This window comes from Vibrio quintilis (assembly GCF_024529975.1).
GTDB lineage: Bacteria > Pseudomonadota > Gammaproteobacteria > Enterobacterales > Vibrionaceae > Vibrio > Vibrio quintilis.
Map to the genome: position 1 here is coordinate 2,127,418 of NZ_AP024897.1, position 20,688 is coordinate 2,148,105.

The following is a 20,688-nucleotide window of genomic DNA, read 5'->3' on the forward strand; positions in this document are numbered from 1 at the left end:
CCTACTCTAGATGATTTGCTTAAAATTCTCAATTGATATGAAAATTATCCAGCTGTTTTTTAGTCAACTCACCATTGGATTTCAGGGACTGCTAACCCTAAACTGATATACCCAAACAACCTGATGCACCTTTCGGCTGTACGCTGAACCCTGCATCTTCAGGTTGCTTGGGTATAGTCAGGATTAATAGATCCTTCTTAATGTCGCAAGAATTGCCCCATCTTCAAGATTCAAGACCATCTGATTCGCATCCAGCTCAAACTTTGCATCATGTTCTCCTCCCTCAAATAAAAAAACCAGGTGATCTTTCTCTGTATAATAAACGCCCTGGTGGACAACTTCTTTTCCTTTATTGTCCTGGACTTTAATTGAAAAAAGAAAATCAGGTTGCAATACAAGCTGAAGCTGCTCAACGCCTGTATCAATCCTTTCAAATCCGGAAATCTGGTAACTTTCCCATACGCCAACCAGTGAACGGGATAATGCTTTATAGAAAATAACACCATTCAGCATCAGCTGATTATGTGTTGTTGAGTACGAATAAACCTGAGGTGTTAATGTTTTTGCCCCAAGAGTTAATGTAGTCTCGTCCGCCGTATAATCACCTTCCCAATATTCGACAGAACTATCTTTTTTATGAATTTGAACCGCGAACATATAGCTCGACTTTAGCTGTAACCGTATGGAGAGATAATCTTCTGTATCATTTCCGGATAATGTATTGACAAGGTGCCAGTCTCCAATCAAAAAAGGAAAATCGAACTGGGTTAAGTCTTGCTCTTTTTCCATTTGCATCCCTGCTACCTGACCCGAAAAAATCAGGCAGAGAATTACAACATACTTCCCTATATTCATGACAACATCCCCTGCTTTTCTTTAAGCATAGGCATCACTGGCAAGAATGCGAAATTGAAAAGGTAATAAAAAGGCGGACAGTTTACCTGTCCGCCTGAGAAGTGAAAATAATTAATCTCACGAAGAAATCTGTATCATATCAGTTGTAATCGCGACCGCTTCATCAAGATAAGCATCTGGTGCAACATAATCCTTAGGAATATCCTCGTACTCTTTATATGCTTTTTCATGGTCAGCTTTTCGACGCATATTAACGCGTTTTAATTCACGTAAATCAGCAGCTGCACTTTCTTTTTCCCTGACGGATTCATTTAAAGAAAGTTGATTATCATCTTTCTCTTTTTTATACCGGGTAATATCTTCCTGGATAAACTTGAATTCCATATCACTGAGAATGCGTTTTTGGTGACGCGCATTCAGTTGCAGAATTAATTTTTTATAGTGGTGTAACTGATGATAATCCGCTTTTTTAATGCTGTCCCATTGTAGCGCATTATCCTCAACACTTTCCCCGGTTTCACTTGGGTTCACAGGTGTCGGGAAGGCAATATCAGGAACAACGCCTTTATTTTGCGTACTGCCACCATTAATACGATAAAACTTCTGAATCGTATACTGAACATATCCGAGTGGCTTATCAAATAAATCATAGAGACCGTTCAGTGAACGATGTTGTTGAACGGTTCCTTTACCGAATGAATTCTCACCCAGAATCACAGCACGACCATAATCCTGCATCGCAGCAGCAAAAATTTCCGATGCAGAAGCACTATAACGATTAATTAAAACAGTCAATGGGCCATCGTAACTACTCTTCCCATCAGTATCTGCATTGACATTGATACGGCCATAGTTATCACGGACCTGAACAACCGGGCCTTTATCGATAAATAACCCGGTTAAGGCAGTCGCTTCGGTCAATGCTCCGCCACCATTGTTACGTAAATCTACAATCACACCACGAACATGTTGCTTTTGAAAATCTGCCAGTAATTTGTCAGTATCTTTTGATAATCCGACATAAAAGCTTGGCACTTCAAGTACCCCGACTTTATACCCATCATGCTCAATCACTTTCGATTTCACTGCCCTGTCTTCAAGACGAATCTTATCCCGGACAATTGTGACAACGTGACTTTTAGCTTTCTTACCTTCCGGTAAAATCTGGAGCTTAACGACGGTACCTTTGGGGCCTTTAATCAACTGCACAACATCATCCAGGCGCCAGCCGATTACATCAACAATTTCACCATCTTCCTGCCCAACACCAATAATCCGGTCACCTTCAGAAAGTTTGTGACTTTTGTCTGCCGGGCCACCAGCAACCAGTGAGCGGATCACTGTATAGTCATCGGTAAGCTGAAGAACTGCTCCAATTCCCTCAAGTGACAAATTCATCTCTGACTGGAATTGTTCAGCACTTCGCGGTGACAGATAGCTGGTATGTGGATCAACCTGGCGGGCAAATGCATTCATATATAATTGAAATACATCTTCGCTATGCGTCTGGGTCATACGCTTAATCGCGTTATTATACCGACGTTTTAGCTTCTCTTTAATTTCAGGCCAGGTTTTTCCTGTCATTTTCAGATTAAGCGCATCATTCTTAACACGCTTACGCCACAAATCATTTAATTCCTTTTCATTTTTGGGCCACGGCTCTTTAGAGCGATCGAGCTCAATAAACTCATTGGTATCAAATTTTATTTCTTTTTCTAACAATGAAAGCGCATAACGATATCTTTCATAACGTTTTTTGACAGATAAGTTATAAACATCGAATGCAATTTGATCATTCCCGGCCTTCAGTTGATCATCCAGTTCTTCAGACCATGTTTTAAAGCCATCAATATCTTTTTGAGTAAAAATATTGCGGTTATAGTCCAGTAAACCCAGGTAGCGATCAAAAATCTTCCGGGAGAAATCATCATTTAAAATGATATGTTTATAATGATTACGCGTAAAACGGTGAGTGATTCGTTTGGTTGCGAGCGAATGCTGAGCCTCAGGAACAAGAACGGGAATATCTTTTTCAGTAAAAGAAGCTACATCAGAAGCTTGAGATGAAGAAACTGCCAGTAATAAACCGGCAGCTATTAATGTCAAATTAAAACGGCATTTCATGCGAAGGGATTTCTCCTTTATGCACACAAGTGCTCCGCTTTGACGACCATTTGCAGGCCATTCGCGAGTTGCACGCGTACATCTTCCTTATTAATTTCAACAATGGTCGCAACCATGTTGCCTTTACCCATATTAACCTTTACCTGCCGTCCAGTTGTCAACTCATCGGCATTCAAGGCCCGGGCCTGTACTTTCTTTTCTTGAACACGTCTGGCATTTTTAGGTTTAAACCCAGCTTTTTTTGCTTTTGTTTTATCAGACTTGTTACTCTTACTATTTGGATTAGCTTTTTCTTTCTCTTTCCGGATAGCCTGAGCTCTGGCTTTACTTTCAGCCAAAGTTGTCTGGGCATGATCGATATGTTCCTGTTCCAATTCCCCACATGGGTTTCCATCCAGGTCAACACGTTCAACACCCGGTTTCACACCGTGCAGATATCGCCATGAAGACGTGTACTGTCTCAACGCAGCACGAAGCAGTGTTTTGCTTACTTTAGGGTCATCATTCAAACGCTCTGCAAGATCTTGAAATATACCAATTTTCAGTGGCTTTGCTTCACCTTCCAAAGTAAAGCATTTAGGGAAACATTCAGCAATGTACGCAATCACTTCTTTGCTGTTTTTTAACTTTTCGGTGTTATCCATGTGGGTTCCTGGTTATAACGGTTCTTTCCGCAATACATGAAGATATTTAATGTCCGGGTATTATAGTGTTCTGAATAGGAAAAACCATATTCAGATATCAAATAATCATACGTTAGACTGTGAATTAAGCAGCTTTTCCACTTCTCTCATCAAATGAGTGAAGCCAAGCTCGTCAGATTCTGCAAAACGGCACGCGACCGGACTATCGATATCCAGAACACCAGCCAGTTTTCCCTGCAGAAAAAAAGGAACGACTAACTCAGAACGGCTTTCACTATCACAGGCAATATGCCCTTCAAACTCATGAACATCATCTACACGTACTGTACGGGAAGTATCAACAGCGGTTCCGCACACCCCTTTTCCTGCCGGAATACGCACACACGCAGGTTTTCCCTGAAATGGGCCCAGGACTAATTCATTATCTTTTAAAATATAAAACCCAACCCAGTTCAATCGCTCAATATTCATGTATATCAAAGCTGACAAATTTGCCAGATTTGCAATGACATCAGGTTCGTTTTCAACCAATCCTATCGCTTGCTTCGTCAAAAGAAGGTACTGTTTATCTTCCATACCTGTTCAAAAAAACCTCTTAAAGACTCAATGTACTTGAATACATTTCAAAATATGTCAAAGGAACAGTAATAACTTTTTAACCTAAATAAAACAAGAGAAAATTACGTTTTCTATTCCAGGTTCCCGGAAACGGGCACGAACATCACAGGCACACCGACAGTTCTCATGTTTACGTTGTGACAGTCGTAATAACGAATGGTTCCTCCCTCCGGGTCTGAAATGTTGATCAGTCAGTGACCTGAACCTGAACCATTCAATTTTTTTCTGATTCCTATATAATTTGCTTCCCATTCACACTTGAGAACATTGTTTTGCACCATAACGTTTATCTCCCGCAGGAATTTCTCCGGGTAATAGAACAGATTCTTCCCCCGTCCCTTAATATGGATGATTTTATTTCTGCCTGTCAGCGTCCGTTACGCAAAAGCATCCGGGTGAATACATTGAAAATCTCTGTTGCTGACTTTTGTGACAAGGCAAAGAATCTCGGCTGGAAGCTGGAGCCGGTACCATGGTGCAACGAAGGTTTCTGGATTGATACCCAGGACAACCCAGTCCCTTTGGGAAACACGTTAGAGCACATGTCCGGGCTATTTTATATTCAGGAAGCCAGCTCAATGATGCCGGTTACTGCGCTGTTCCACCAGCAGGAAAATGCATTCAAGACTGTCCTTGATATGGCAGCAGCTCCGGGGTCGAAAACGACACAAATTGCGGCACTGATGAAAAATGACGGGCTGATTGTTGCCAATGAGTTTTCCGCCAGCCGGACCAAGGCTCTCTATTCAAATATCCAGCGTTGTGGTATCCGGAACTCGGCATTAACAATCTATGACGGAAGAGTATTCGGCGACTGGTTGCCTGAATATTTCGATGCTGTATTGATTGACGCGCCCTGCTCAGGTGAAGGGACAATCCGCAAAGATCCCGATGCGATGAAGAACTGGAGTCCGGAATCAATCGCAACGATAACCGTCACGCAAAAAGCATTAATTGAAAGCGCTTTTCAGGCACTGAAACCAGGCGGTGTATTGGTATATTCAACCTGTACTCTGAGCCTGGAAGAAAATCAGCATGTTTGCAGACATTTGCAGGACACATATAGTGACGCCGTCACATTTGAGTCTCTTGAATCGCTTTTTCCTGAAGCAAAAAATGCAATCACAGAAGAAGGCTTCCTGCATATTTTCCCACAACTTTATGATTGTGAAGGATTTTTCGTTGCAAGGATTCGCAAAAATGCCTCTGTTCCCTCCGGGTTAGTCGAAAAACGGTTTAGTAAATTTCCTTTTACAAAAGCATCCGCGAAGCAGACCTCGGAAGTCTCCCGGGCGCTGAAAGATACTTTAGATATTGATCTGCCTTCAGACTCAAGCCTTTGGCTGCGGGAGCGGGAAGTATGGTTGTTCCCCGACGCACTGGAGCCATTTATCACGGAATTTAAATTTTCAAGAATGGGAATTAAGGTTGCTGAAACCCACAAAAATGGCTATCGCTGGCAGCATCAGGTTGTGACTTCATTAGCAACAGGTAATGAGCGCGCTTCTGTTGAGCTTTCACTGGAACAAACGCGTGAATGGTTTATGGGGAAAGACATCCGCCCCGAAGGGATTTCTCCATCGAAAGGAGAAGTCCTCATCCGGTATCAGAATATCACAATAGGACTGAGCAAATGGGTCGGAAACCGGCTGAAAAATGGCCTGCCCCGTGAATTGGTCCGTGATGGAAATTTATTCTGAATAATCACAGATTGAAAGCCCGGCCACAGTCGCCGGGTTTTCAATCACAGTTAATCAATCGTTCTTAACTGACGCCAGACGAATACCGGCAGATTCAATCGTAATATAGCCTTTCTTGTATAAATTCCCGATTGATTTTTTGAATGTGCCCTTGCTGGTTCTGAATACCGCGAAAATCTCTTCCGGGGAAGACTTATCACACAATGGCAAAAACCCATCTTTCTTATTGAGCAGATCCAGAATTTTTTCGCTCAAATCATCCAGCTTCGCCATACCAACTCTTTGCAAAGCGACATCAACTTTTCCGTCTTCCCGTATCTGTTTGATATAGCCTTTGACGCGCTTACCGACAAACAAGCGGCCGAATATGTCAGACTGAAACAGCATGCCCCAGTGAGTACCATTAACAATGGTTTTAAACCCGAACTGGGAACGCTCCGCAATCAGTAACTCAACCTTTTGATTGCGGGTATAGGATGCGGGCGTTTTATCAAGCCATTTATTAAACTTCGTTGTTCCGACAATTCTGCCGGACGCCTTGTCAGTATAAACATAAACTAAAATGGACTGACCTTCACTCAACCGTCCCCGCTGCTCACTGAATGGAATTAACAGGTCTTTTTCCCGAATCCCCCAGTCAACAAAAGCACCTGTATTATTGATACCAACAACTTTCATCATCCCCCATTCACCAACCTGAGCAGCAGGACTATCAGTCGTTGCAGCCAGTTGATTATCAGAATCAAAATAGAGAAAGACTGCCATCGTTTCACCAACAGCCACAGGCTGATGAATATATTTTGCAGGGAGCAGCACCGAGCCGTAATCTTCAGCATCCAGAAATACGCCAAAGTCAGCTTCTTTGGTTACAACCAGCTGGTTCACTTGTCCAATTCGAATCATTCAAAAATCGTCTCACATCAAATTTGCAGCGATTATACGTGATCTCTGATATGCTTTCTTCTTCTGAATGAAATAAAAACGGAGAGATACTTTGATTCTGGTAGACAAACATGATGCTATTACTCTGAAAATTTCTCATGCAATGTCGAAAAGTAAATCATCTCACTTAGATATCTATCTGTTTATCCCGGGGGAAATCAATCTGTCAAAAGATGTCATCTCTGAGGCGGATTTTTTTTATAACTGTATCAGTCAGAAACGTGCTTACTACAGTGACAAAATCCTGCTTCCCCTGATTCACAGCCGGCTTGCACAACGCGGCAGATTATCTTCCAAACAATATCGGGTCAGCCTGAGTTTGTATGCTTATCAATATGTCATTGCGCTGGATAAAGCAGTCAGTGATTTGTCCAATCATGGTGACAGCGTCACTTCAGAAGAGATTGATCACGTAATTAAATTGTCGCTGGATATCTTACGCAGACTCCGCAGAACAATCCCTTACGAAGAGACTCTGAAACGCTACTATGCCAATATTGACAACTACTTATCCTGGTACACGGAGCAAAAGTTCCTCGCATTAGTTGCCCACCTGAACCGGGATCAGGACTATAAAACCATCAAAAACCGGTTGATCATCTTAGCGGAAAAAGAACAGGCTCACCGGGCTCTCAACCATTACAACTCAGCCAAAGCGGATGAAGATATCACCCGCCTCAGTAATAAGATGCGCCTGTTGCGACGCTTAATTGAACATCCGGTTATCCTGAAAGAAAAAGTGACCTCTCTCGGGAATAACGTCAAGCGTATGGTCAAAGGAACAGCTACCGGCTTTATCATGTTATTTGTGACTTTCACTGTTATCTCGGCCCGTAACTTTTGGGGAGAAATCACCATCTCTTTTCTGGTCGCGATGTCTTTTATTTATGCATTAAGAGAGATTTTTAAAGATGATCTGAAAAGTATGCTGTGGCGATGGCTGCGTAAAGGCAAACCGAGATGGAAACGGCGTTATCAGGATCCAAATACCGGCAAAATAATCGGACAAAAACTTGAATGGTTAGATTATCAGTCTCTGTCAGCCCTGCCGGACAGAATTCAAAAAATCCGTAAGAAGAGAATTGTTCAGCGTGAAGAACAAATATTGCGTTACCAGGCAGAAACTCAGATGTCGACTTCCCGGTTCATGAGTGGCTATGAAGAAACCAAAGAAACGATACATATCGACTTTAAAGAGATCACCCGTCTGTTTGATAAAAATACCAACCGGATTTATCGCCTGTCGAACGGTCAGGTCAGCAGAGAAAAAGTCGAAAAAAGACACTTATTCAACCTAATCATCAAAGAAAATAATTACATTGATCAACCGACCTACTACCGGTGGAAAATTGTATTAAACCGCAGCAAGATTGTGGCGATAGAACCAATTGAGCTGGAAGGTGACTTAAAAAATTAGCAGGCATCATCAAAATATTGATAAATACCTGCTAATTCATTGTTCCGTGAATCAATCTGTCGGGTATCAGTAGGTATAAAGAACGTCAGCCTGTAGTCTTTCTTTGGCATACAGCTGGAACTCCGGATGCAATTCAAAAGACTGAATCACGACAGCAGCCGTTTTCTTCACCCGGTGAGCTGATTTAACCACCATATCAATCAAAGACGTGACGGATTCACTCTCAGGCGTACATAAATGAGATAATGACTCGTTGTACTTATCAACCCCCAGAGTGAACTGAGTTAAGTGATCAACATGGACAACAACACCATCAAAGTAATGGAGCAAACGTTCGGACAACAAAGCCGCCGAAGGCACATCACATGAATACAACACCTTCAAACCATTCAAACCTCTGGGCAATCCCTGCTCTGCCAGCCGGTCAATCACTGCAGCAGCATCACTGAGTGTCCGGACAAATGGCACCACAACTTCTACAGGAATATTTTTTTTCCGCAATTGTTTTATGACTTCACACTCCAGAGAAAAATGCTGACTCTGATGAGCTGAAACCAAACGGGAAACACCACGACACCCCATTGCAGGGTTGACTTCTTCAGGTTCAAAACGACCACCGATTAACGACCGGTATTCATGGCTGTCAGCATCACTCAGACAAATCCGGATCGTTTCATAATCCGCAGACTCAATCATATGAATGACTTGCTCAACCAATACCGCCACAAAGTGTTCACTCACCGGTTTTCCATCCAGAATACTTTCAAGAGATTTTTTCTCTGTCTCATCCAGCTCAGAGAGATGAGCATCGATTCCCGGATGATAAAAAATTGCTTCAGCGATTAAATCTGACAGTGAAACATAAAGATGTGAAGCAGGACCCGATTGTTGCTGTGAACCAGCAGGAAGCACGTTGCCAAAAGCTATTGGATATTCACTGGCATATTGAGGATGCTCAATGCTCATTATGACTCCATATAATGATTGATAAAAACAAGACTGTTATCGAACATACCGATTGAACCTGTTAAATACAAGCTATGTACAGGGATTTATCGATCTATAAGCCAAAATCTGCATAATGTTGTCAATCAGCACATAAGACAGTTATTATTTCACATAAAAATAATTGAAAACCGACAGGAACATTACCATGCCATCTTTTGATATTGTCTCAGAAATCGACTCAGTTGAACTCCGTAACGCCATTGATAATTCAAACCGGGAGCTTTCTACCCGTTTTGACTTCCGTAATGTGGAAGCGACTTTTGATTTGAAAGACAGCACAGCCAAACTATCGGCTGAAGATGACTTTCAGCTGAATCAGATGATGGATATTTTGCGCAGTAACCTCGCCAAACGCGGCGTAGATGCCAATGCAATGGAAATCAAAGACGCTGTCCATTCAGGCAAAAACTGGTATAAAGATGTCGATTTTAAGCAAGGGATTGATTCACTGACCGCCAAAAAGCTGGTGAAATCAATTAAAGATCAGAAATTCAAAGTCCAGGCTTCAATTCAGGGAGAAAAAGTCAGGGTGACCGGCAAAAAACGGGATGATCTCCAGCAGGTCATCGCATGGATTAAGTCGGCAGATTTTGACCAGCCTTTCCAGTTTAATAACTTCAGAGATTAATTCACGGTCATCTTTGAACAGCTAAACAGTGATACATTCTCTTCTGTATAAAACAGGGTGGCTTTAAACCTTCTGAACCACCCTGTTTTCATGACGAAAAAATGTATTCAATAGTGTCTGAAGAATCCAGCTCCCAAATGACGGTCGCCAGCTTCGAACAATCCGGAAACCCGACTATCCTGCTCATGAAGCAAAACACAAAGATAACGATGCTTTGTTCTTTCCTGCTTAAGTTGATCGGCTAAATCTGCAGAATCGGCATATACAGAACGATTTGCATCCCGACGGCATAATTCCAGAATCTCAGGTTCTACATTTTCCTGGTGCAAGACTAAGTCCGCTTTTTGCATGAACTGCAAAGCCTTGATAGGCAGCAGTTCAATATCGTCATGATATGTCACCCATATCACTTCATTCACCCGGGGTTCAGGATTGGAAAGTAATTGTTGATAGCGGTGTTCCAGCTGCGACAGCGTCGTTGCGCCTGCTACGGTTTTATCTGCAAAAAATCTTTCCCAGAAAGCTCTTCTTGCGTCAATCCCGGAGATATCAGATTTGATCTGCTCACGTTTCCGGCCACCAAATTCGGCCAGTAACGACAGATTGAATGGTAAAACCGATTCAACGGATTCCCGCAAATTACGGATCAAAACCGGTGAGGCTCCACCACTGGATATCGCAATCTGAATTTTCCCCCGGGTAATCATGGAAGGCGTGATAAAGTCGCAGTATGGCTGGTCATCAACCACATTCACCATGATGCCCGACTGTTTCGCATCTGCATGAATCTGATGGTTGAGCTGTGAGTTATTCGTTGTTGCCCAGACCTGAACATAATCCCCATTTAATAACCGGCGGTGATACGTTTGTTCAAGCCAGCGGATCTCACCCTTATCAGCAAGAGCACGAAGAAAAGGAACGATCTCCGGAGACACTAAAGTCACCTGAGCACCAACTTTGATTAAAGCTTCTATTTTCCGGCTGGCGACTTCCCCGCCTCCGACGACAAAAACGGCTTTATCTTTGAGATCTAAAAAAAGTGGAAAATATTGCATTACATCATTAACTCTGTATTTACATCGACGATGGCACATACTAACAAAAACAGTGCAAAGAATTCACTGAAATAGCACATCTTAAAAATGATTTGTCAAAATAAGCTCAAACACCAGACAATCACAAACAATTTACTTAAAAAATCAGAATAAAACACCAAAAAATTCAAATTTCAAAAAACATAGGCACTGTTGCACTATTATGGTTATCAGTTGCACTATTTACATTTAAATAACAATTCGCCATGCTAACCGGTGTCGGGTTAATGATTAAACTGTAATTACCCTTGGGTAATCAATCATAAAGTCAATCAAAAACCCGCTGATGGTGATGATGGCGTTGCCACTTAATAGTGCAACCTTTCGTGCTAATAACAAAATCAGCCATTATGGGAAATCATCAAAAATTGAATTTTTGCATCAGAATCAACTGATGTCTATGGAACAGACAGGAAGGATACTCATGGCGAACAAATTAAAACTACTCACGTCAATTGTTGCCGCGTCAACAGCTTTGATGGCAAATTCAGCTTCTGCAGCAGAAAGTACACTGGATAAAGTACTCTCTCAGGGATTTGTAACTTGTGGTGTCAGTACCGGTCTTCCCGGCTTTTCTAACCCAAATGCCAAAGGCCAGTGGGAAGGGATTGACGTTGAATACTGTAAAGCTCTGGCGGCCGCTGTATTAGGAGACAAAAATAAAGTTAAATTTGTTCCTCTTACAGCAAAAGAACGTTTCACTGCCCTTCAGTCCGGTGAAATTGATGTCCTGTCACGGAACACAACCTGGACGTTACAACGGGATACGGCTCTGGGTCTGAACTTTGTTGGTGTCACTTACTATGATGGCCAGGGCTTTATGGTCAAAAAAGACCTTGGCGTAAAAAATGCCAAAGAGCTTGATGGTGCATCCGTTTGTATTCAGTCCGGAACGACCACTGAGCTGAACCTTGCTGATTATTTCCGCAAACAGGGAATGAGCTATAAGCCAGTTGTATTTGATACATCCGCACAGACAGCTAAAGGATTCGATGCAGGTCGTTGTGACGTTCTGACATCTGATCAGTCTCAGTTATATGCATTGCGTGTTAATCTGAAAAAACCATCATCTGCAGCCGTTCTGCCTGACATTATTTCAAAAGAGCCTTTAGGTCCTGTTGTTCGTCAGGATGATGACAAATGGTTCAATGTTGCTAAGTGGACTTTATTCGCACTGGTGAACGCAGAAGAATACGGTATCACTTCCGGAAACGTGGATAAGATGAAAAAATCAACTGATCCAAACATCAAACGTATTCTTGGCTTAGATGGACCAAAGGGTTCAGGTCTGGGTATCCGTGATGACTGGGGTTACCAGATCATCAAACAAGTTGGTAACTATGGTGAAGTATTTGAAAACTCTGTTGGTTCAGGCTCACCATTGAAAATCTCCCGCGGTGTGAATGCCTTATGGAATGAAGGCGGCTTCATGTACGCTCCACCAATCCGTTAATCATGTAAACACTATGGGCGGAAATCTTTCCGCCCTTATCTGAAAAATGGATTTCTGAGGTCTTTTGAGGTATGAAACACCCCGAGAATAGTCAATCCAAAGGATTGGCACACTTATTTTATAGTCCAACATTCCGGTCGGTTGTATTTCAGATTATTGCAATACTTGCATTAACATTCTTTATCTACACCATCGTTAATAATGCATTAACCAACCTGAGTTCCCGCGGCATTACCACCGGATTTGATTTTCTGGATCAACCCGCAGGTTTCGGGATTGGACTCTCTCTTATCGATTACACAGAAACCGATACTTATGGCCGGACTTTTGTCGTTGGCTTAATGAATACTATTCTGGTTTCAGTGATTGGTATTATTTTCGCTACGGTTCTCGGTTTTATTCTGGGGATTGCCCGTCTGTCAACTAACTGGCTGGTCAGCCGCTTTGCGGCAGTTTATATTGAAATATTCCGTAATGTACCGCTGCTGCTACAAATCCTTTTCTGGTATTTTTCTGTTCTGGGAGCGCTGCCAGGCAAGCGGCAAAGCTATGCACTCGGAGAATCTGTTTATTTAAATATCAGTGGGCTGTTCATTCCTAAACCAGTCTTTGAGTCTGGCAGCGGATGGATATTCGCCACTCTGATTTTCGGGATTATCGCTTCAGTCTGCGTCAAAATATGGGCAAAAAACAAACAGAAACTCACAGGTCAACAATCACCTGTGTTACTCATCAACAGTTGCCTGATCATTGGCTTACCATTAATTGTATTCTTTTTAAGCGGTAAACCAATATCCGCAGACTACCCTGTTTTGAAGCGCTTCAACTTTCAGGGCGGTATCGAAATCATTCCTGAATTCGTTGCCTTGTTGATAGCACTGAGTGTTTATACGGCTGCATTTATTGCTGAAATTGTCCGTTCAGGGATCAATGCCGTCAGTCACGGTCAGAGTGAAGCGGCTATGTCTTTGGGACTTCCACGCAGTAAAACATTAAAACTGGTCGTGATTCCACAGGCAATGCGTATCATCATTCCGCCGCTGACAAGTCAGTACCTGAACCTGACCAAAAACTCTTCGCTGGCTGTCGCGATTGGTTATCCGGACCTGTTTAATATTTTTGCCGGAACCACGCTGAACCAGACAGGGCAAGCCATAGAAGTCATCTCAATGACAATGGCCGTCTATCTGACACTCAGCCTTGTTACTTCATTCCTGATGAATATGTACAACCGTAAAGTTGCGTTAGTGGAGAGATAATATGAAAGTTCATCAATTTCAGCCCGATCTGCCACCACCAACCAATACAACCGGTATCGTGGGCTGGATGAAGAAAAATTTATTCAGTAGTGCCGTCAACTCAATATTAACCCTGATCATTGCCTACTTTGTGATCAAAGGCTTGTATCACCTGATTGACTGGGCCATTCTGAAAGCAGACTGGATCGGTGAAGACCGGGATGCATGTTCAACCGGTGGTGCTTGCTGGGTTCTTGTTTATGTGCGGTTTAATCAGTTTATGTTTGGTTTTTACCCGGAAGCTGACCTGTGGCGTCCGGAACTGTTTTACGCAACACTGGCGATACTGATCGGGTTGCTTGCGTGGGATAAAACACCAAAACGTGGCTGGATTTGCCTGTTTACCATTACGCTTTATCCAATTCTGATGGCAGGTTTGCTGCATGGCGGAATGTTTGGATTACCGGTTGTGGAAACCTATAAATGGGGTGGCTTGCTGGTGACTCTGGTTCTGGCATTAGTCGGCATCGTCGCTTCCCTGCCTATTGGTGTTTTACTGGCCTTAGGTCGTCGTTCCCATATGCCGGTTATCCGCAGCCTGAGTACCGTCTATATTGAAGTCTGGCGTGGTGTCCCGTTGATTACCGTCCTGTTTATGGCTTCAGTCATGTTACCGTTGTTTATGTCAGAGGGTTCTGAAACAGACAAATTGATCAGAGCACTCATTGGGGTCACGCTGTTCAGTGCGGCCTATATGGCAGAAGTAATCCGCGGTGGCCTTCAGGCGATTCCAAAAGGACAATATGAAGCGGCAGATGCGTTAGGGTTAAATTATCCGAAGAAAATCGGATTAATCATCATGCCTCAGGCCCTGAAAATCACGATTCCTTCAATTGTAAATACGTTTATTGATTTATTTAAAGATACAAGTCTGGTTCTCATTATCGGTATGTTTGATGTACTTGGTATTGGTCAGGCAGCGAATACCGATCCGGCCTGGTTAGGCTTCTCGACAGAAAGCTATGCATTTGTTGCCTTAGTTTTCTGGGTATTTTGTTTTGGTATGTCCAGATATTCCATCTGGCTGGAAAATAAATTACATACCGGACACAAAAGATAATAGCCGGGAATCAAGGAATTAAGTTTAAGGATTAGAAATGAAGCAGCAGAACTCAGACAAAGAATTAATGATTCAGATTAAAGACATGAACAAGTGGTACGGCGAGTTCCATGTTCTGAAAAATATCAACCTTGATGTTACCCGGGGTGAGAAAATTGTCATATGTGGTCCTTCCGGCTCCGGTAAATCAACGATGATCCGTTGTATCAACCGGCTGGAAGAACACCAGAAAGGCGATATTATCGTAAACGGGCACGCGCTGACCGAAGATCTGAAAGATATCGAAGCGGTGCGCCGTGAAGTCGGTATGTGCTTTCAGCACTTTAATCTTTTCCCTCACCTGACAGTATTGGAAAACTGCACTCTGGCGCCGGTTTGGGTGAAGAAAATGCCGAAAGAAGAAGCCGAAGAGCAGGCAATGAAATACCTGGAACGGGTGAAAATCCCGAATCAGGCCAATAAATATCCGGGCCAGTTATCCGGCGGACAGCAACAACGTGTGGCTATCGCCCGCTCTTTGTGTATGAGCCCGCAAATTATGCTGTTTGATGAACCAACATCAGCCCTGGATCCGGAAATGGTCCGCGAGGTGCTGGATGTCATGGTCGAACTGGCAGATGAAGGCATGACAATGCTTTGCGTAACCCATGAAATGGGCTTTGCCAAAGAAGTTGCCGATCGGGTGATATTCATGGATGCCGGCGAGATTATTGAAGAAAATAATCCTGAAGAATTCTTTGGTAATCCACAGTCTGACCGGACTCAAAATTTCCTGTCTCAGATACTGCATCATTAATTGATATCTCTTTAAGCGACTCTCTGTTAATGACAAGAGGCATTTTCATCATGGGAATGCCTCTTTTTATTTAATAGCGGTTTTATTTCTATAACTTAAGACCTGATACGTATATACTCCTACAGAAAGATTGTGTTACATCTTTGTTTCGGCATTTGTATCATCTTTTATTATGATAGAAATATAAACCAACAGGTTGAATTCAGAACTTTCACCCTGACTCATGGTCGAAGATACAGGCAACAAGACATACGAGGAAAGTATGAATAGTCCGATATATTCAAGCTCTACGGGTCAAACCCGCGCTTTACAAACAAATAAAGTACTCAGAAATACCTACGCACTCCTGTCAATGACTTTATTATGGTCAGCGGCTGTTGCTGGTGTTTCTATGGCACTGAATCTCCCCTATCCCGGTTTTTTAATCACAATCGTTGGCTTCTATGGCTTACTTTTCCTGACTGAGAAAAACCGCAATAACAGCATGGGGCTGGTTTTCACCTTCCTGTTTACTGGTTTCCTTGGCTATACGTTAGGCCCGATTCTTAATGTATACATCAGTAACGGTTTAGGTGATCTGGTATTGACTGCCTTAGGTGGCACAGCTCTGACATTTATGGCTGCATCAGCTTATGCATTAACCACCAAGCGCGATTTATCCTTCCTGGGTGGATTATTAATGGCCGGGTTTGTTGTCCTGATTGTTGGCATGATTGCTAACATCTTCCTGCAACTGCCAGTTATCTACCTTGCGATGAGTGGTTTATTTATTTTGTTTTCAACAGGTGCAATTTTGCTGACAACGCAGCAAATTATCCGTGGTGGTGAAACAAATTATATTTCAGCGACAATTACATTGTATGTTTCTATCTATAACCTGTTCCTCAGCCTGTTAAATATTCTGAGAGCATTTAGTGGTAACGACTAAGATAAACAATTGTCATGAATGATTGTGTAAGCCCGGGAACTTTTCCGGGCTTTTTTATTTTCAAATCTTGCGAAATGCACATCACTTCGTTAGCCTATGGCCGGATTGTGGATACAAGAGGTCATCATGTTCGAATATAACGGTTCAGTCATCGAGACAGATAAAGAAGGCTATCTGTTGGATCATACCCAATGGGAACCTGAGATGATTACTATCCTGGCTGAAAAAGAAGGGATTGAACTGACAGACTCACATCTTGAAGTCATCCATTTTGTCCGTGACTTCTATGAAGAGTATAAAACTGCCCCGGCCGTTCGTATGCTGGTCAAAGCGATGGAAAAAGAATACGGCCCGGACAAAGGAAACAGTAAATACCTGTTTAAGCTGTTTCGTCAGGGGCCTGCGAAACAGGCCACCAAGCTGGCAGGCTTGCCGAAACCGGCAAAGTGTCTCTGAAAACGCTTATTGAATCGCAAATCCCTGATAGACTTTGTCAGTTTTCAGCTCAGTTCTGCTTACCTCTGAAACACTTGCTCCCGGAGACCCCTGATGCAGCCATTCAAATAATTGTTCAAGGCGGGACTCATCCCCGCTTGCAACAACTTCTACATCTCCATTGTTCAGGTTTTTAGCATATCCCGTCAATCCAAGCTTCATTGCTTTGTGTGACGTGTAATAGCGAAAACCCACACATTGAACGATACCTTTCACCACATATATTTCTGTCTTCCGGACCATGCGATATCCCCGCTTATCTAAAATCTGTTTTTTCTGCAACAACGGGCAGCGACTCTTTATAGTATGCACCAAATCCGGCAGAATGTTCCCGTGTGTCAATATCAATCCGGCAACAGCAATTGCTTTTCGGAGCAACATCAATAAAAATACCGCTTCTTTATTTTTTAACCCGGAACGCTTCAATGACGACTTCTCTTATTCTGGCTAAAGGCCGTGAAAAATCTCTTATCCGCCGCCATCCCTGGGTCTTTTCCCGTGCGATTGAACGGATTGATGGCACCCCGGAAACCGGACAAACCGTAGACATTTACAGTTATGATGGCCGGTGGCTTGCTAAAGCAGCCTACTCCCCTCATTCACAAATCCGGGCCAGAGTCTGGAGCTTTGAAAAGAGAGAGATTGATGCAGAATTTTTTGCTGAGCGTATTTCTCAGGCACAACAACTCAGGGAAGATATGATTCAGCAAGGACAACTGACGGGTTACCGGCTGATTGCAGCAGAATCAGATGGCCTTCCCGGCATCACAATAGACAGATATGACAACTATCTGGTCTGCCAGTTTCTGAGTGCCGGTGCTGATTACCAAAAAGCGGTGATTACCGAGGCACTGTTACGCTGTTTCCCGGATATCAATATCTATGAACGCTCTGATGTGGCCGTCAGAAAGAAAGAAGGGCTCAAACCAGTTACCGGCCTGCTGCATGGCAACACACCATCAGAGCCCGTCGTTATTGAAGAAAACGGCATAAAAATCAGTGTAGATATTATCAATGGCCATAAAACAGGATTCTATCTCGATCAGAGAGACAGCCGCTATCACGCGATGAAATATGTCAAAGACAAAGAAGTGCTGAACTGCTTCTCTTACACCGGCGGGTTTGGCCTTTATGCGGCGAAAGGTGGCGCACAAAGAATCATCAATGCGGATGTTTCACAACCGGCACTTGATGCAGCAAAGCAGAATGCTGAACTGAACCATTTCGATACCTCGAAAAAACGCATGGTATTTCTTAACGCAGATGTGTTTAAACTCCTTAGAGAATATCGCGATCAAGGCACTCTGTTTGATGTGGTCATTATGGATCCGCCCAAGTTTGCTGAATCCAAATCTCAGCTCAATGGTGCTTGCCGGGGCTATAAAGATATCAACATGCTTGCCATGCAGATTTTAAAACCCGGAGGCACATTATTAACGTATTCATGTTCAGGCCTGATGGATCAGGCGCTGTTTCAAAAAATCATCGCAGACGCTGCGATTGATGCCGGCCGCCGCGTAAAATTTATTGAACGTTTCGGCCAGGCGGCAGATCACCCGGTTGACAGTGCTTATCCTGAAGGCTTTTATCTGAAAGGTTTCGCCTGTAAAGTATTTTAATTCACACTGTTAATGCGAGTTTTTGTGACCAATTTCTCCTTATCTCTTTTTATTTTGCTAACAAAAGTATAGAATAAGCACTCTGATGCGATATTCCTTTATTTACATCCTCTTGTTTCATAAGGGAATATCCTTTCTTAGCTCCCGCTAAGTCCTGCATGCTACAACATCACTCTTTCCGTGGTTGTTTTTATTTCAAATTTCGTTAAAAAATAAAGGATATTCGATGATCGGTCCTGTTATAAACTCTGCTGCGATAATTATCGGCAGCGGAGTCGGCGCACTTTTCGGGGATAAAATCCCATCTGATATACAAAAAAGAATGCCCATTGTTTTCGGATTCGCTTCTATGGGTCTTGGCATTGCAATGGTGATGAAACTGAACTCACTTCCCGTCGTCATTCTGACCCTCCTGATCGGAACTATTCTTGGTGAGTTAATTCAGTTAGAAGAAAAAATCACAGTGCTTGCCGGCAAACTGAAGCAACTGGTAGAAAAATATGCCCCGCCTCAAAACCCCACAATGCAACAAAATGAATATATGGATACATTCATTTCGATCTTAATTTTGTTCAGTATGAGCGGCACAGGTATTTTTGGCTCAATGAATGAAGGCGTGACCGGAGATGCATCCCTGTTGATCGTCAAATCTTTTCTGGACTTTTTTACCGCGATTATTTTTGCGATTCGCCTTGGTCTTCCTGTTGCCACACTGGCGATTCCACAATGCCTGATACAACTCATTCTATATTTTTCTGCCAGCGCCCTGCTTCCACTAACTAATGCCGAAATGGTTGCTGATTTTTCTGCTGTCGGTGGTCTGGTCATGTTTGCAACCGGATTCAGAATTTGTAATATTGTAAGCTACCCCGTGGCCAATATGATTCCTGCACTCATTCTGGCGATGCCTGTATCAGCACTCTGGGCAGGAATCATGACCCAGTTACACTAATTTCTGATTTGGATAATTGTTACCGCAATGCAATCGTTAATTGATCAGCTGGCAGAGCAAAGCATTCAGTCTTCAATCAAACAAGGTGAGTTAGATCACCTCCGGGGTGCAGGAAAGCCCCTGGAAATCGAAGACTTACGCATGGTTCCCGAACATTTACGCATTGGGTACCATGTCCTGAAAAATGCTGGCTTTATTCCCCCGGAACTTGAACAAAGACAAGAAGCACTAAAAATGTGTGACTTGCTTTTTTCGTTCCAGCGGGAGAATAATCACCCGGAAACAAAAAGCACCTTACATAAAATCAACAAACTTGAACTTAAATTACAGTTGATGGGCGTTGACACTCAATTCATTCATCGTTATCTGGCTCAGCTCAACCAGCAAAATAGTGTCTGAATTTTTATGCCTCAGACTATACCTGATTCAAAGGCAAGTCTCCGGAGAGTATCAGCAGGCACCCGGCTTTTGACATTTCATAAAACGCCTTTTCATCATCTCCCGGCTGCTGATTGACGCCCCTGCATGCATCCTGAATGACATAGGTCTTAAATCCTGAAGCAACGGCATCAAGTGCGGTATAACGTACACAATAATCCGTTGCCAGACCAACAATATATAACTCATGCAGATCCGGAGATGCCAGAAATTCAGCTAAGCCAGTCGACTTTTTCTTATTGTTATCGTAAAAGCCACTGTAACTATCAATCTCAATATCAGTGCCTTTACGTATAATGTGATTAATCTTATCTGTATTTAATCCTTTGATAAACTCAGCCCCTTTTGTCCCCTGTACACAATGGTCCGGCCACATGACCTGTTGAAAACCACCGAGGTCAATCACATCTCCGGGCTGACACTCCTGAGTTGAAGCAAAGCTTGCATGAGCTTCCGGATGCCAGTCTTGCGTGGCAATAACAAAATCAAAAAAAGGCATAATCTGATTAATAACAGGAACCACTGATTCACCATCGGGCACAGCTAATGCGCCTTCAGAAGAAAAATCATTCTGTACATCAACAATGACTAAAGTTTTTTTCATTGAACTTCCCCAATG

At 42.9% G+C, this 20,688-nt stretch carries 21 protein-coding genes; 12 read left to right on the top strand and 9 right to left on the bottom strand.

The window, feature by feature from the left end:
• Nucleotides 1-183 precede the first annotated feature (183 nt).
• From OC443_RS09965 to OC443_RS09980, 4 genes are all read right to left on the bottom strand, one after another.
• Nucleotides 184-795 (bottom strand): hypothetical protein, encoded by a 612-nt coding sequence (locus tag OC443_RS09965; protein ID WP_262021663.1) that lies wholly within the window; start codon nucleotides 793-795, stop codon nucleotides 184-186.
• Between the two features lie 177 nt (nucleotides 796-972).
• Nucleotides 973-2,979 (bottom strand): carboxy terminal-processing peptidase, encoded by a 2,007-nt coding sequence (prc, locus tag OC443_RS09970; RefSeq protein ID WP_073582413.1) that lies wholly within the window; start codon nucleotides 2,977-2,979, stop codon nucleotides 973-975.
• 17 nt (nucleotides 2,980-2,996) lie between these two features.
• The gene (proQ, locus tag OC443_RS09975; RefSeq protein ID WP_073582411.1) at nucleotides 2,997-3,623 is read right to left on the bottom strand and encodes an RNA chaperone ProQ; all 627 of its coding nucleotides are present in this window, start codon (nucleotides 3,621-3,623) and stop codon (nucleotides 2,997-2,999) included.
• A 105-nt stretch (nucleotides 3,624-3,728) separates the two neighbouring features.
• Nucleotides 3,729-4,199: a GAF domain-containing protein gene (locus OC443_RS09980; RefSeq protein ID WP_073582409.1), complete on the bottom strand. Its 471-nt coding sequence runs from the start codon at nucleotides 4,197-4,199 to the stop codon at nucleotides 3,729-3,731.
• Between the two features lie 314 nt (nucleotides 4,200-4,513).
• Between OC443_RS09980 and rsmF the strand changes: the two genes are divergently transcribed.
• Nucleotides 4,514-5,941: a 16S rRNA (cytosine(1407)-C(5))-methyltransferase RsmF gene (gene rsmF, locus OC443_RS09985; RefSeq protein ID WP_073582408.1), complete on the top strand. Its 1,428-nt coding sequence runs from the start codon at nucleotides 4,514-4,516 to the stop codon at nucleotides 5,939-5,941.
• A 54-nt stretch (nucleotides 5,942-5,995) separates the two neighbouring features.
• On the opposite strand, the gene OC443_RS09990 is transcribed toward rsmF, so the two are convergent.
• Nucleotides 5,996-6,844 carry a CvfB family protein gene (locus OC443_RS09990; protein ID WP_073582406.1) on the bottom strand — a complete coding sequence of 283 codons (849 nt, stop codon included), beginning with the start codon at nucleotides 6,842-6,844 and terminating at the stop codon, nucleotides 5,996-5,998.
• Nucleotides 6,845-6,935: 91 nt separating this feature from the next.
• On the opposite strand from OC443_RS09990, the gene OC443_RS09995 reads away from it, so the two are divergent.
• Nucleotides 6,936-8,300: a hypothetical protein gene (locus tag OC443_RS09995; RefSeq protein ID WP_073582404.1), complete on the top strand. Its 1,365-nt coding sequence runs from the start codon at nucleotides 6,936-6,938 to the stop codon at nucleotides 8,298-8,300.
• Nucleotides 8,301-8,366: 66 nt separating this feature from the next.
• Here OC443_RS09995 and OC443_RS10000 read toward each other — a convergent pair whose 3' ends face one another.
• Nucleotides 8,367-9,266 (bottom strand): putative PEP-binding protein, encoded by a 900-nt coding sequence (locus OC443_RS10000; protein WP_073582402.1) that lies wholly within the window; start codon nucleotides 9,264-9,266, stop codon nucleotides 8,367-8,369.
• A 187-nt stretch (nucleotides 9,267-9,453) separates the two neighbouring features.
• Here OC443_RS10000 and OC443_RS10005 point away from each other — a divergent pair, with 187 nt between their 5' ends.
• Complete coding sequence (locus OC443_RS10005) at nucleotides 9,454-9,936, top strand: YajQ family cyclic di-GMP-binding protein (RefSeq protein WP_073582400.1); 483 nt, start codon at nucleotides 9,454-9,456, stop codon at nucleotides 9,934-9,936.
• A 107-nt stretch (nucleotides 9,937-10,043) separates the two neighbouring features.
• Here OC443_RS10005 and OC443_RS10010 read toward each other — a convergent pair whose 3' ends face one another.
• Nucleotides 10,044-10,991, bottom strand: a complete 948-nt coding sequence (locus tag OC443_RS10010; protein WP_073582399.1) for a precorrin-2 dehydrogenase/sirohydrochlorin ferrochelatase family protein — start codon at nucleotides 10,989-10,991, stop codon at nucleotides 10,044-10,046.
• A 463-nt stretch (nucleotides 10,992-11,454) separates the two neighbouring features.
• On the opposite strand from OC443_RS10010, the gene OC443_RS10015 reads away from it, so the two are divergent.
• The 6 genes from OC443_RS10015 (at nucleotide 11,455) to OC443_RS10040 (ending at nucleotide 17,021) form a co-directional block, all read left to right on the top strand.
• Nucleotides 11,455-12,483 (top strand): amino acid ABC transporter substrate-binding protein, encoded by a 1,029-nt coding sequence (locus OC443_RS10015; RefSeq protein WP_073582397.1) that lies wholly within the window; start codon nucleotides 11,455-11,457, stop codon nucleotides 12,481-12,483.
• A 71-nt stretch (nucleotides 12,484-12,554) separates the two neighbouring features.
• Nucleotides 12,555-13,742 carry an amino acid ABC transporter permease gene (locus OC443_RS10020; protein WP_073582395.1) on the top strand — a complete coding sequence of 396 codons (1,188 nt, stop codon included), beginning with the start codon at nucleotides 12,555-12,557 and terminating at the stop codon, nucleotides 13,740-13,742.
• A gap of 1 nt (nucleotide 13,743) precedes the next feature.
• Nucleotides 13,744-14,841 (top strand): amino acid ABC transporter permease, encoded by a 1,098-nt coding sequence (locus OC443_RS10025; protein WP_073582393.1) that lies wholly within the window; start codon nucleotides 13,744-13,746, stop codon nucleotides 14,839-14,841.
• A 37-nt stretch (nucleotides 14,842-14,878) separates the two neighbouring features.
• Nucleotides 14,879-15,637: an amino acid ABC transporter ATP-binding protein gene (locus OC443_RS10030; protein WP_073582391.1), complete on the top strand. Its 759-nt coding sequence runs from the start codon at nucleotides 14,879-14,881 to the stop codon at nucleotides 15,635-15,637.
• A gap of 262 nt (nucleotides 15,638-15,899) precedes the next feature.
• Nucleotides 15,900-16,565 (top strand): Bax inhibitor-1/YccA family protein, encoded by a 666-nt coding sequence (locus OC443_RS10035; protein ID WP_073582479.1) that lies wholly within the window; start codon nucleotides 15,900-15,902, stop codon nucleotides 16,563-16,565.
• Between the two features lie 126 nt (nucleotides 16,566-16,691).
• Nucleotides 16,692-17,021: a TusE/DsrC/DsvC family sulfur relay protein gene (locus OC443_RS10040; protein WP_073582389.1), complete on the top strand. Its 330-nt coding sequence runs from the start codon at nucleotides 16,692-16,694 to the stop codon at nucleotides 17,019-17,021.
• A gap of 6 nt (nucleotides 17,022-17,027) precedes the next feature.
• Here OC443_RS10040 and yccX read toward each other — a convergent pair whose 3' ends face one another.
• A complete protein-coding gene (gene yccX / locus OC443_RS10045; RefSeq protein ID WP_073582477.1) occupies nucleotides 17,028-17,303 on the bottom strand; it encodes an acylphosphatase in 276 nt (91 codons plus the stop codon).
• A gap of 182 nt (nucleotides 17,304-17,485) precedes the next feature.
• Between yccX and OC443_RS10050 the strand changes: the two genes are divergently transcribed.
• The 3 genes from OC443_RS10050 (at nucleotide 17,486) to OC443_RS10060 (ending at nucleotide 20,030) form a co-directional block, all read left to right on the top strand.
• On the top strand, nucleotides 17,486-18,679 hold the full coding sequence (locus OC443_RS10050) for a class I SAM-dependent methyltransferase (RefSeq protein WP_073582387.1): 1,194 nt from the start codon (nucleotides 17,486-17,488) through the stop codon (nucleotides 18,677-18,679).
• A gap of 226 nt (nucleotides 18,680-18,905) precedes the next feature.
• Nucleotides 18,906-19,631, top strand: a complete 726-nt coding sequence (locus OC443_RS10055) for a DUF554 domain-containing protein (protein WP_073582385.1) — start codon at nucleotides 18,906-18,908, stop codon at nucleotides 19,629-19,631.
• A 27-nt stretch (nucleotides 19,632-19,658) separates the two neighbouring features.
• Nucleotides 19,659-20,030, top strand: coding sequence for a DnaJ family domain-containing protein (locus OC443_RS10060; protein ID WP_073582383.1), 372 nt, complete (start codon nucleotides 19,659-19,661; stop codon nucleotides 20,028-20,030).
• Between the two features lie 16 nt (nucleotides 20,031-20,046).
• On the opposite strand, the gene pncA is transcribed toward OC443_RS10060, so the two are convergent.
• Nucleotides 20,047-20,673: a bifunctional nicotinamidase/pyrazinamidase gene (gene pncA / locus OC443_RS10065; protein ID WP_073582381.1), complete on the bottom strand. Its 627-nt coding sequence runs from the start codon at nucleotides 20,671-20,673 to the stop codon at nucleotides 20,047-20,049.
• Between the last annotated feature and the right edge of the window lie 15 nt (nucleotides 20,674-20,688).

Bases quoted from the DNA above. Each gene is read 5' to 3' on its own strand.
- OC443_RS10050 (WP_073582387.1), top strand. From the start codon at position 17,486: ATGACGACTTCTCTTATTCTGGCTAAAGGCCGTGAAAAATCTCTTATC.
- OC443_RS10010 (WP_073582399.1), bottom strand. From the start codon at position 10,991: ATGCAATATTTTCCACTTTTTTTAGATCTCAAAGATAAAGCCGTTTTT.
- OC443_RS10020 (WP_073582395.1), top strand. From the start codon at position 12,555: ATGAAACACCCCGAGAATAGTCAATCCAAAGGATTGGCACACTTATTT.
- OC443_RS10055 (WP_073582385.1), top strand. From the start codon at position 18,906: ATGATCGGTCCTGTTATAAACTCTGCTGCGATAATTATCGGCAGCGGA.
- proQ (WP_073582411.1), bottom strand. From the start codon at position 3,623: ATGGATAACACCGAAAAGTTAAAAAACAGCAAAGAAGTGATTGCGTAC.
- OC443_RS10025 (WP_073582393.1), top strand. From the start codon at position 13,744: ATGAAAGTTCATCAATTTCAGCCCGATCTGCCACCACCAACCAATACA.
- OC443_RS09965 (WP_262021663.1), bottom strand. From the start codon at position 795: ATGCAAATGGAAAAAGAGCAAGACTTAACCCAGTTCGATTTTCCTTTT.
- OC443_RS10000 (WP_073582402.1), bottom strand. From the start codon at position 9,266: ATGAGCATTGAGCATCCTCAATATGCCAGTGAATATCCAATAGCTTTT.
- yccX (WP_073582477.1), bottom strand. From the start codon at position 17,303: ATGGTCCGGAAGACAGAAATATATGTGGTGAAAGGTATCGTTCAATGT.
- OC443_RS10040 (WP_073582389.1), top strand. From the start codon at position 16,692: ATGTTCGAATATAACGGTTCAGTCATCGAGACAGATAAAGAAGGCTAT.
- OC443_RS10005 (WP_073582400.1), top strand. From the start codon at position 9,454: ATGCCATCTTTTGATATTGTCTCAGAAATCGACTCAGTTGAACTCCGT.
- pncA (WP_073582381.1), bottom strand. From the start codon at position 20,673: ATGAAAAAAACTTTAGTCATTGTTGATGTACAGAATGATTTTTCTTCT.
- OC443_RS10060 (WP_073582383.1), top strand. From the start codon at position 19,659: ATGCAATCGTTAATTGATCAGCTGGCAGAGCAAAGCATTCAGTCTTCA.
- prc (WP_073582413.1), bottom strand. From the start codon at position 2,979: ATGAAATGCCGTTTTAATTTGACATTAATAGCTGCCGGTTTATTACTG.
- OC443_RS10035 (WP_073582479.1), top strand. From the start codon at position 15,900: ATGAATAGTCCGATATATTCAAGCTCTACGGGTCAAACCCGCGCTTTA.
- OC443_RS10030 (WP_073582391.1), top strand. From the start codon at position 14,879: ATGAAGCAGCAGAACTCAGACAAAGAATTAATGATTCAGATTAAAGAC.
- OC443_RS09990 (WP_073582406.1), bottom strand. From the start codon at position 6,844: ATGATTCGAATTGGACAAGTGAACCAGCTGGTTGTAACCAAAGAAGCT.
- OC443_RS09980 (WP_073582409.1), bottom strand. From the start codon at position 4,199: ATGGAAGATAAACAGTACCTTCTTTTGACGAAGCAAGCGATAGGATTG.
- OC443_RS10015 (WP_073582397.1), top strand. From the start codon at position 11,455: ATGGCGAACAAATTAAAACTACTCACGTCAATTGTTGCCGCGTCAACA.